This is a genomic window from Polynucleobacter sp. UB-Raua-W9 (assembly GCF_018687435.1).
Taxonomy (GTDB): Bacteria; Pseudomonadota; Gammaproteobacteria; order Burkholderiales; family Burkholderiaceae; genus Polynucleobacter.
In genome coordinates this window covers 40,202-52,030 of sequence record NZ_CP061290.1, presented here as the reverse complement: position 1 = coordinate 52,030, position 11,829 = coordinate 40,202, and the positions used below count along the sequence as shown (strand labels likewise).

Here is an 11,829-nt window from a genome sequence, read left to right as displayed (position 1 = left end):
GCATTCTAGCTTGGCCAGCTCTTTCCGTCAACCAAATGGGGAAAAAACTGGCCATTTTTAGCCAGAATTACCAAATTAGCTTGGATCAGCCTCCCCGCTAGGAGCAACGACTTCAGCCTCAATTTCTACAGGCATATTGGCCATTGCTTCCTCTTCGGCGGCAATCATTTGAGCGCGATCACGCTCAAATTGCTCCCTGACCTTGCGTGCACGGCGATAAGACAAGCCGGTACCAGCAGGGATCAGACGACCAATAATGACGTTTTCCTTAAGTCCACGGAGTGTATCGGTCTTGCCCATAATGGCGGCTTCGGTCAATACACGGGTAGTTTCTTGGAAAGAAGCCGCTGAAATGAAGCTATCGGTCGACAAGGACGCTTTAGTAATACCCAACAGCACGTTTTCGAACTGAGCCGGGCGCTTACCTGCAGCAATCACTAAATCGTTAGCGTCATACAGTTTTGAACGCTCAACTTGCTCACCAGTGATGTAGGCAGTATCGCCACCATCAGTGATTTGCACGCGACGCAACATTTGACGCACGATCACTTCAATGTGCTTGTCATTGATCTTCACGCCTTGCAAACGGTAAACGTCTTGAACTTCATCAACAATGTAGATCGCTAACTCTTCAATACCGCGGAGAGTCAAGATGTCATGTGGATCAGCAGGGCCTTCCACAATCATCTCGCCCTTGTTCACAACTTGACCGTCATGAACGAGAACTTGCTTTTCTTTAGGAATCAAGAATTCATTGGCTTCGCCGTCCATATCGGTAATGACCAGACGTTGTTTACCTTTGGTTTCTTTACCGAAGGAAACTGTTCCAGTCACTTTCGCCAAGACAGCTGCATCTTTTGGTGAGCGTGCCTCGAATAATTCTGCAACACGTGGCAAACCACCAGTAATATCGCGAGTCTTCTGTGATTCGATTGGAATACGCGCCAATACTTCACCGACTTCAACTTTCTGACCATCTTTAACAGTAATCAAAGCGCCTACTTGGAGGCCAATGTTTACTGGGTGATCAGTACCGGCGATCATGACTTCATTACCCTTGTCATCAACTAAGTTGATCATTGGGCGAACGCCTTTGCTTGCAGCGGAACGACGCTTACCGTCAATCACCACCAAAGTAGAGAGGCCAGTCACTTCGTCAACCTGTTTAGCAACAGTGACGCCTTCTTCAACGTTGTCGAAGCGAGCGATACCAGCGTACTCAGAAATAATCGGACGCGTTAATGGATCCCATGTTGCTAAGCTTGCACCAGCCTTCACTGCTGCATCTTCTTTCAACAAGAGCGTTGCACCGTAAGGTACTTTATGACGCTCACGCTCACGACCATTCTCATCAACGATCAAGGCTTCGCCAGAGCGTGAAATCACGATCTGCTCACCCTTCGCGTTCTTCACAACACGCATCGTGCCGGAGAACTTCAAAGCACCGTTAGATTTGGCTTCAATGTTGCTCGCAACCAAAGCACGAGACGCTGCACCACCGATGTGGAAGGTACGCATAGTCAACTGTGTGCCTGGCTCACCGATGGACTGAGCAGCGATCACGCCGACTGCTTCACCAACGTTTACCAAACCACCGCGACCTAAATCACGTCCGTAGCACTTAGCGCACAAGCCGAAGCGAGTTAAGCAAGACAATACTGTGCGAACTTTCACTTCATCGATACCCAATGCAACAATTTGATCAACGTGATCTTCATCAAGCAATGTGTCGTTAGGAACGATGACTTCTTGTGTGTCAGGATGAACGATGTCACCGATGCATACACGGCCCAAAATACGGTCACGCAATGCTTCGATAATTTCGCCGCCTTCAACAAGCGCCTTCATGGTTACGCCATTGGTTGCGCCGCAATCATCTTCGATCACCACGAGATCTTGAGTAACGTCGCATAAACGACGCGTCAAGTAACCTGAGTTCGCTGTCTTCAACGCGGTATCAGCCAAACCTTTACGAGCACCGTGGGTTGAAATGAAGTACTGCAATACATTCAAGCCTTCGCGGAAGTTCGCAGTAATTGGGGTTTCAATGATGGAGCCATCAGGCTTAGCCATCAAACCACGCATACCAGCCAACTGACGAATCTGCGCTGCAGATCCACGCGCACCAGAATCCGCCATCATGTAGATGGAGTTGAAAGATTCTTGACGAACAGTCTTGCCGTTACGGTCGAGTACGTCAACGTGTGACAACTCATCCATCATCGCCTTACCAACTTGGTCGCCTGCGGCACCCCAAATATCAACCACGTTGTTATAACGCTCTTGATTGGTTACAAGGCCTGACATGAACTGCTTGTCATACTCCTTAACCTTGGCAGAAGCCTCGGTGATGATGCGCTCTTTAGAGCTTGGAATCAACATATCGTCGATTGCAACAGAGATACCAGCATTCGTTGCCAAACGGAAACCAGACTGCAATAGGCGGTCAGCAAAAATCACTGTTTCACGAAGACCGCACTTGCGGAATGAAGTGTTGATCAAACGAGAGATTTCTTTTTTCTTCAAAGGCTTGTTAATTTCCTCGAAAGACATGCCTTTAGGCAAAATCTCAGACAAGATTGCACGGCCAACTGATGTTTGATAGATCTTGGTCTTTTCAGCAAAACGGGCGTCGCCCTCTGCCTTTTTGTCCACAATCTCAAACTCAGTAATACGCACAGCAACACGAGAAGCCAATTCAACTTGACCTGCTTCGTATGCACGTACTACTTCAGTAATGTTGGCGAAGACCATGCCTTCGCCCTTACCGTTGATCTTGTCACGTGTAGCGTAGTACAGACCCAACACTACGTCCTGTGAAGGAACGATCGATGGTTCGCCGTTAGCTGGGAACAATACGTTGTTCGAAGCCAACATCAATGTACGTGCTTCCATTTGCGCTTCGAGCGACAAAGGAACGTGAACCGCCATTTGGTCACCGTCAAAGTCCGCGTTAAATGCCGCGCAAACTAATGGGTGCAATTGGATCGCTTTACCTTCAATCAGCATTGGCTCGAAAGCCTGAATACCAAGACGGTGCAATGTAGGCGCACGGTTCAACATGATTGGATGTTCACGAATCACTTCTTCGAGAATGTCCCAAACGATTGGAGTCTGGCTCTCAACTTCTTTCTTCGCAGCCTTAATCGTGGTTGCAATTCCTAAAGTTTCAAGCTTGTTAAAAATGAATGGCTTGAACAATTCCAAAGCCATCAATTTTGGTAAGCCGCACTGATGCAATTTCAATGTAGGGCCAACCACGATGACTGAACGACCAGAGTAGTCAACGCGTTTACCCAACAAGTTTTGACGGAAACGACCGCTCTTACCTTTAATCATCTCAGCCAAGGATTTGAGAGGACGCTTATTAGCGCCAGTCATAGCCTTGCCGCGACGACCGTTGTCGAGCAGTGAGTCAACCGCTTCTTGCAACATCCGTTTTTCGTTACGAACAATGATTTCTGGTGCGCGCAACTCTAACAAACGCTTTAAACGGTTGTTACGGTTGATCACACGACGATAGAGGTCGTTCAAATCAGAAGTAGCAAAGCGGCCGCCATCCAATGGCACCAATGGGCGCAATTCAGGTGGCAACACTGGCAATACTTCCATGATCATCCAGTCAGGCTTAATACCTGAAGTCTGGAACGCCTCGAGCACTTTTAAGCGCTTAGCGTATTTCTTGATCTTGGCATCGCTACCAGTAGCTTTTAAATCAGCACGAATCGTTTCTACTTCACGATCGATATCAATCGAACGCAAGAGATCACGAATACCTTCCGCGCCCATGATGGCAGTAAACGCACCGTCACCATACTCTTCAGTTTTAGCAATATATTCGTCTTCAGACATAATCTGACCACGCTTCATCGCACCTTCAGGAGTCATGCCAGCGTCAACCACTACATATGCTTCAAAGTAGAGAACGCGCTCGATATCACGCAATGTCATATCGAGAACCATGCCCAAACGGGATGGCAATGACTTCAAGAACCAAATGTGCGCTACAGGGGCTGCCAACTCAATGTGGCCCATACGCTCACGACGTACCTTAGCGAGAGTAACTTCAACGCCGCACTTCTCGCAGATTACGCCACGGAACTTTAAACGCTTGTACTTACCGCATAAGCACTCGTAGTCTTTGGTTGGTCCAAAAATCTTGGCGCAGAACAACCCATCACGCTCGGGCTTAAAAGTCCGGTAGTTGATGGTTTCTGGTTTGCGTACTTCACCAAAAGACCATGAGCGAATTTTCTCAGGAGATGCGAGACCAATTTTGATGACATCAAACTGCTCTTCGCCCTGCGTTTGCTTAAATAAATCGAGCAATGCTTTCATATCAGTTGCGCTCCATGTCAATGTCAATACCCAACGAACGGATTTCTTTTACCAGCACGTTGAAGGATTCGGGCATGCCAGCATCAATCGTGTGCTCGCCCTTGACGATGTTTTCGTAAACCTTGGTACGGCCTGCGACGTCATCGGACTTCACTGTCAGCATTTCCTGCAAGACATATGAAGCACCGTATGCTTCGAGGGCCCAGACTTCCATCTCACCAAAGCGCTGACCACCGAACTGAGCTTTACCGCCCAATGGCTGTTGCGTTACCAAGGAGTAAGGTCCGGTTGAACGTGCGTGCATCTTGTCATCGACCAAATGGTGGAGTTTCAAGACGTGCATTACGCCAACAGTTACTGGACGCTCAAATTGATCGCCAGTACGGCCGTCGCACAAAATCATTTGCTGACGTGAAGGAGTCATCTTCAAAGATTTAGCAACCTCTTCTGGATACGCCAACTCGAGCATGCGTCCGATTTCAGCTTCAGTAGCACCGTCAAACACTGGAGTAGCAAATGGCAAGCCTTGACGGAGATTCTCAGCCAAAACATTGATCTGCTCATCAGTGAAGTTGTCGATGTCTTCAATGCGGCCTGTTTCGTTATAAAGCTGCTTGAAGAACTTACGCAATTCAGTTTGCTTAGCATGCTCACGAACCATCTCATCGATGCGCTTACCAATACCTTGAGCCGCCCAACCTAAGTGGGTTTCCAAGATCTGGCCAACGTTCATACGGGAAGGAACGCCCAATGGGTTCAAGACGATGTCTACAGGGCGTCCGTCAGCCATAAATGGCATGTCTTCTGCTGGGGCGATTTTAGAAACCACACCCTTGTTACCGTGACGACCAGCCATCTTGTCCCCAGGCTGTAAGCGACGCTTAACAGCTAAGTACACCTTAACCATCTTCGTTACGCCAGGCTGTAAATCATCGCCCTGGGTAAGCTTGGTGCGCTTCTCTTCAAAAGCTTCGTCAAACTGTTTACGCTTCGCTTCAATAGAAGACTTAATCGCTTCAACTTGTGAAGCAATATCATCATCTGCTGGACGCACATCGAACCAATGGTATTTATCCAAATCGGCAAGGTATTCCTTATCAATCTTGGTGCCTTTAGCTAATTTCTTAGGGCCGCCATTGGCAACTTTGCCAATCAACAGCTTTTCTAAACGCATGAAGGCATCGCCTTCAACAATACGCAACTGGTCGTTTAAGTCCAAACGATAGCGCTGCAATTCTTCTTGAATAATGGCTTGTGCACGTGCATCGCGCTCAATGCCCTCACGGGTGAAGACTTGAACATCGATAACAGTACCGATCATTCCTGATGGAACGCGCAAAGAAGTATCTTTAACGTCAGATGCTTTTTCACCGAAGATCGCACGGAGGAGCTTCTCTTCAGGGGTGAGAGTCGTCTCGCCCTTTGGAGTTACCTTACCAACCAATACGTCGCCAGCTTCAACTTCAGCACCGATGTAAACAATACCGCTCTCATCCAAACGGGAGAGTTGTGACTCTGCCAAATTGGAAATATCGCGAGTAATTTCTTCTGAACCAAGCTTAGTGTCACGCGCAACAACCGACAACTCTTCAATATGAATAGAGGTGTAACGGTCATCAGCAACAACCTTCTCAGAGATCAAGATTGAATCTTCGAAGTTGTAACCGTTCCATGGCATAAATGCCACGGTCATGTTTTGACCTAAAGCCAATTCACCCAAATCGGTAGATGCGCCATCAGCAACTACGTCGCCGCGGACAACACGATCACCAGCTTGAACGATTGGACGTTGGTTAATGTTGGTATTTTGGTTTGAACGGGTGTATTTGATGAGGTTATAAATATCCACACCAACCTCACCGGCAGCTGTCTCATCATCGTTTACACGAATCACAACACGGTTAGCGTCAACATAATCAACGATACCGCCGCGGGATGCCAAAATAACAGTACCGGAGTCGACCGCAACAATACGCTCTAAGCCTGTACCAACCAATGGTTTATCTGGACGCAAGCAAGGAACTGCTTGACGCTGCATGTTCGCACCCATCAACGCACGGTTTGCATCATCGTGCTCTAAGAATGGAACGAGTGAAGCAGCGGCAGAAACGATCTGGCTAGGAGCAACGTCGATGAAATCGATGCGCTCTGGGCTAACCATCATGGTCTCACCAGCTTGACGCGCTGAAACCAACTCGTCGGCCAACTTGCCGCTCTTGTCGATTGTTGCGTTCGCCTGAGCAATCACATACTTTGCTTCCTCAATCGCAGAGAGGTAAACCACTTCATCGCTTACCTTGCTATTGGAAACCTTACGGTATGGAGTTTCTAGGAAACCATGCTCATTCAAGCGCGCAAATAACGCGAGTGAGTTGATCAAACCAATGTTTGGTCCTTCTGGAGTTTCGATTGGGCAAACACGTCCGTAATGGGTTGGATGCACGTCACGCACTTCGAAGCCTGCGCGCTCACGTGTCAAACCACCAGGGCCTAATGCAGAAATACGACGCTTGTGCGTAATCTCTGAAAGTGGATTGGTTTGGTCCATAAACTGGGACAACTGTGAAGAACCGAAGAACTCACGAATCGCAGAAGAGATTGGCTTGCTGTTAATCAAGTCATGCGGCATGAGATTTTCTGTTTCGGCTTGGCCGAGACGCTCTTTAACCGCACGCTCAACACGTGACAAACCGGCACGGAATTGATTCTCCGCTAACTCGCCAACGCAACGTACACGACGATTACCTAAGTGATCGATATCGTCCACTTCGCCTTTGCCGTTACGTAAATCTACGAGAGACTTAATGGTGTCAAGAATGTCTTCGTTTGACAGAACCATTGCGCCTTCCATTTCTGGACGGTTCAAACGGCTATTGACCTTCATACGGCCAACGCGTGATAGGTCGTAGGTATCTTCGCTATAGAACAAGCGTTGGAATAGGGCTTCAACAGCATCTTCTGTTGGAGGCTCACCAGGACGCATCATGCGATAGATGGCAATACGAGCAGCCATCTGATCGGCAGTTTCATCCGTACGCAATGTTTGAGATATGTACGCACCAGAATCCAAATCATTCGTGTAGATGGTTTCCAATTGCTTGATGCCTGCATCGCGCAATGTAGCCAACAACTCTTCAGTGATTTCATCATTAGCGTATGCCAAGATTTCACCAGAATCTGGATCAACAATATTGCGTGCAACTACGCGACCGATTAAATAGTCATCTGGTACAGCAATCGTTTTTGTCTTAGCAGCTTCAAGTTCGCGGATATGCTTTGCATTGATACGCTTGTCTTTCTGAATTACGACAACGCCATTTTTATCAAGCACATCAAAATTAGCTAGCTGACCACGCAAGCGCTCTGGAACAAATTCCATTGAGCCGCCGTTAGCAGTCAATGAGAAATGGTCAAAGTTAAAGAAGTTAGCAAGAATCTGTTCGTTGTTTAAACCAATTGCTTTGAGCAAAATGGTGACGGGCATCTTACGACGACGGTCAACTCGGAAGTAGAGAATATCTTTTGGATCAAACTCGAAATCGAGCCATGAACCACGGTAAGGAATAATGCGTGCTGAGAACAGCAGCTTACCTGAGCTATGTGTCTTGCCCTTATCGTGCTCAAAGAACACGCCTGGGGAACGGTGCAACTGAGAAACGATCACGCGCTCGGTACCGTTAATTACAAAAGAACCGTTTTCTGTCATGAGTGGAATTTCACCCATGTAGACTTCGCTCTCTTTTACCTCTTTAACCTTAGTAGGCGCTTCGCGATCATAAATAATCAAGCGAACTTTTGCGCGTAAGGCAGAGTGGTATGTGTAACCACGTTGTTGACATTCTTTGACGTCAAATGGTGGCTGTGATAACTGGTAAGACACGTATTCCATACGTGCATAGCCGTTGTTAGACACAATTGGGAATGCTGAAGTAAAGGCAGCTTGAAGTCCCTCAGTAAGACGAGACATTGCTGGCTTTTCAGCCTGTAAAAATTTAGCGTAGGATTCCAGCTGCGTTGCGATCAGGTACGGAACCTGGTGGTTATTTACTCGCTTAGCAAAGCTTTTACGGACTCGCTTGCGTTCGGTGAAGCTGTAGTTCATTTCATCTCCGAATTCAGCGACTGTACAAAGATTTGGCGATTGGCCACTACCAATCACTGGCGGACAACACTAAACCGTTTCGATTTAGTGCCCGACCAAACTTGCATTCTGCAGTCGTATCAGAAGGCAAACCCGATTTCAATCAGAAATGAAATCGGGTTTGACCACTAATGGTCAAACCCAACATAGCTAACGCTCCTTTTTGAGAGGCGCTAGCGGAGTTTGTATTACTTGAGTTCTGCTTTGGCGCCAGCTTCTTCAAGCTTCTTCTTAGCTTCTTCAGCTGTCTTCTTATCAACAGCTTCTTTGATTGGCTTTGGTGCGCCATCAACTAAGTCTTTAGCTTCTTTCAAGCCAAGGCCAGTAATTTCGCGAACAGCCTTAATTACTGAAACCTTGTTTGCGCCAGCTTCGAGCAAGTTCACAGTGAATTCTGTTTGCTCTTCAGCAGCAGCACCGCCACCGCCTGCACCAGCAGGACCAGCAACAGCCATCGCTGCAGCTGAAACGCCAAACTTCTCTTCGAACGCTTTAACCAAATCGTTCAAATCCATAACGGACATGCTACCTACTGCTTCAATGATTTCTTCTTTAGTAATCGCCATTTTTAGCTCCTAATACTTAAATAGTTAATCTGTCGCTTATTCAGCGGCAGGGGTTTCGTTTGCTTCTGTTCCAGCTTCTGGGGCTGCGGCTGCAGGCTCAGCAACTGCTTCTGGAGCGGCGGCTTCAGCAACAACTTCTGCTGGGGCTGCTGCTTCAACTGCAGGGGCTGCCACTTCGGCTACCGGAGCGGGAGCTCCTTCTGCCTTTTGTGCTGCTACTGCGCCCAATACGCGAGCCATCGCAGAAACAGGTGCCAACATCACACCCAACAACTGAGATAACAACTCTTCGCGGCTTGGAATTGTTGCAAGCGCTTTTACACCTGCAACATCTAACAACTTGCCGTTATATAAGCCAGCTTTAATGACTAGCAAATCTTGAGTCTTAGCAAAGCCCTGCAATACTTTTGCCGAAGCAATCGGATCAGCAGAGATGCCATAAATCAAGGGGCCAACCATCGAATCAGCAAGGGGCTCAAACTGCGTGCCTTGTGCAGCACGGCGCGCCAATGTGTTCTTCAAAACGCGAAGATATACACCTTGGTCACGTGCGCTAGCACGTAGCTTTGTCAACTGCTCTACTGGAATACCACGGTATTCAGCGAGCACGACAGTTTGGGCTCCAGCCAATTGAGCGCCGACATCAGCAACAATCGCTTTTTTGTCTTGTACATTCAAAGGCACGGTTTAACTCCATAAAAACCAACTGTTTCCAGTTGGGGTTACACACCAGCGTCTGATCATTTGTTCACAAAGTTCTTGTGAAAATCTTTTCAGGGTCGCCATCTGCGCTGGCTATTACTTTCGTAACGATTAAGAATTAACTCTGTACAAGCAACCAATTCACCAACGGTCTTTGATGTTCGACTCTCGCTCAAAGAGCGGGAGTCGACCCAAAGTTCTTTTTTGTTACAAGCTACTTATTGAGCTGCTTGTAACGATGCTTGGTCTACACGTACGCCTGCACCCATGGTGCTGCTTACGGCAACCTTCTTTAAATAAATACCCTTAGATGCAGGTGGCTTTGCTTTATTCAAAGCCTCAAGCAATGCGAGCAAGTTAGATTTCAATGCAGTTGGCTCAAATGAACGACGGCCAATGCTTGCATGCACGATGCCGGCTTTGTCCACACGGAACTGCACTTGACCTGCTTTCGCGTTCTTCACTGCAGTAGCAACATCAGGGGTAACTGTTCCCACTTTTGGATTTGGCATCAAACCACGTGGGCCCAATACTTGACCTAAAGTGCCAACAATTTTCATTGTGTCTGGAGATGCAATCAAAATATCGAAATCAATTTTGCCGCCTTTAATTTGCTCAGCAAGCTCTTCCATGCCAACGATTTCCGCGCCAGCGGCTTTAGCTTGTTCAGCCTTCTCGCCTTGTGCAAAAACAGCCACGCGAACGTGCTTACCCGTACCAGCTGGGAGCACTACTGCGCCACGTACAACTTGGTCAGATTTCTTGGCATCAATGCCCAACTGAACAGCAACGTCGATAGACTCATCAAACTTAGCAGTTGCACACTCTTTAACGAGGTTCAATGCATCGTCTAATGAATAAAACTTATTGCGATCAACTTTAGATTGAATTACTTTTACGCGTTTAGATAACTTAGTCATGATTAGAGACCTTCCACAGTGATGCCCATGGAACGGGCGCTGCCAGCGATTGTTCTTACAGCTGCGTCCATATCGGCTGCTGTCAAGTCTGGCATTTTTGCTTTAGCGATTTCTTCCGCTTGAGCACGAGTAATTTTTCCCACCTTATCGGTATGAGGACGTGGGGATCCTTTTTCGATCTTCGCAGCCTTCTTAATCATGATGGTTGCCGGGGGAGTCTTCATGATGAATGTGAAGCTCTTATCAGCGAACGCTGTAATCACGACTGGAATTGGCAGGCCAGGTTCCATGCTCTGAGTTTGAGCATTAAACGCCTTACAGAATTCCATAATGTTGAGGCCACGTTGACCCAATGCTGGACCTACGGGTGGTGATGGATTTGCCTTACCTGCAGGGATCTGCAGTTTGATAAAGCCAATAATCTTCTTTGCCATGTGTGCTCCTTAAAGCGCGCCTAACCTCATTAGGAAAGACCGCCGTTGAGTAAACGCTTCGCTAGTTTTTGGCTTTCTAGCTCCGCTCCTCGGTTAATTACTAACCACCTAAAACTACTGCACTACAAACCAGGACTAAGTCCTAATTTTTACATCTTTTCTACCTGACCGAACTCCAGCTCAACTGGGGTACCGCGGCCAAATATTGTAACAGAAACACGCAATCTTGACTTCTCATAGTTAACTTCTTCGATGTTTCCGTTGAAATCAACAAATGGGCCTTCTTTAACGCGCACAATCTCACCCACCTCAAATAGGGTCTTAGGCTTCGGTTTATCCACCCCAGCTTGCATTTGATCCATGATTTTTGCTACTTCCGCAGTAGAAATCGGGCTTGGGCGGTTACGAACACCACCTACGAAACCGGTCACTTTTGGCGTATTTTTCACCAAATGCCAGCTTTCATCTGTCATTTCCATCTCAATCAGGACATATCCTGGGAAGAAACGACGCTCTGTTACTGATTTTGTGCCAGATTTGATCTCTACAACCTCTTCGGAGGGAACCAAAATGCGGCCAAATTTCTCAGGCATACCAGAACGTGCAATACGCTCTTCAAGGCCTTTTTTGACGCTCTTTTCCATCCCGGAATAGGCATGAATAACGTACCAGCGCATATTGCCAGTAGCTTGTGGATTTACGGCTACTTCAGAATCAATCATTTTTTG

General features: G+C 47.4%; 6 protein-coding genes and 1 pseudogene. All 7 read right to left on the bottom strand.

What is annotated here, in order from left to right; all coding sequences use genetic code 11:
* Nucleotides 1–75: 75 nt before the first annotated feature.
* The 7 genes and pseudogenes from rpoC to nusG all read right to left on the bottom strand — a co-directional run bounded on the left by rpoC (nucleotide 76) and on the right by nusG (nucleotide 11,823).
* On the bottom strand, nucleotides 76–4,338 hold the full coding sequence (gene rpoC / locus AOC07_RS00270) for a DNA-directed RNA polymerase subunit beta' (RefSeq protein WP_215357674.1): 4,263 nt from the start codon (nucleotides 4,336–4,338) through the stop codon (nucleotides 76–78).
* A gap of 1 nt (nucleotide 4,339) precedes the next feature.
* Nucleotides 4,340–8,440 (bottom strand): DNA-directed RNA polymerase subunit beta, encoded by a 4,101-nt coding sequence (rpoB, locus tag AOC07_RS00265; protein WP_215293445.1) that lies wholly within the window; start codon nucleotides 8,438–8,440, stop codon nucleotides 4,340–4,342.
* Nucleotides 8,441–8,667: 227 nt separating this feature from the next.
* On the bottom strand, nucleotides 8,668–9,045 hold the full coding sequence (gene rplL / locus AOC07_RS00260) for a 50S ribosomal protein L7/L12 (RefSeq protein WP_215293444.1): 378 nt from the start codon (nucleotides 9,043–9,045) through the stop codon (nucleotides 8,668–8,670).
* 159 nt (nucleotides 9,046–9,204) lie between these two features.
* Nucleotides 9,205–9,729: pseudogene (gene rplJ / locus AOC07_RS00255) on the bottom strand (50S ribosomal protein L10); the annotation flags it as partial.
* 236 nt (nucleotides 9,730–9,965) lie between these two features.
* Nucleotides 9,966–10,667: a 50S ribosomal protein L1 gene (rplA, locus tag AOC07_RS00250; protein ID WP_215293442.1), complete on the bottom strand. Its 702-nt coding sequence runs from the start codon at nucleotides 10,665–10,667 to the stop codon at nucleotides 9,966–9,968.
* Nucleotides 10,668–10,669: 2 nt separating this feature from the next.
* A complete protein-coding gene (gene rplK, locus AOC07_RS00245) occupies nucleotides 10,670–11,101 on the bottom strand; it encodes a 50S ribosomal protein L11 (RefSeq protein ID WP_011901890.1) in 432 nt (143 codons plus the stop codon).
* A 149-nt stretch (nucleotides 11,102–11,250) separates the two neighbouring features.
* A complete protein-coding gene (nusG, locus tag AOC07_RS00240; protein WP_215293441.1) occupies nucleotides 11,251–11,823 on the bottom strand; it encodes a transcription termination/antitermination protein NusG in 573 nt (190 codons plus the stop codon).
* Nucleotides 11,824–11,829 lie beyond the last annotated feature (6 nt).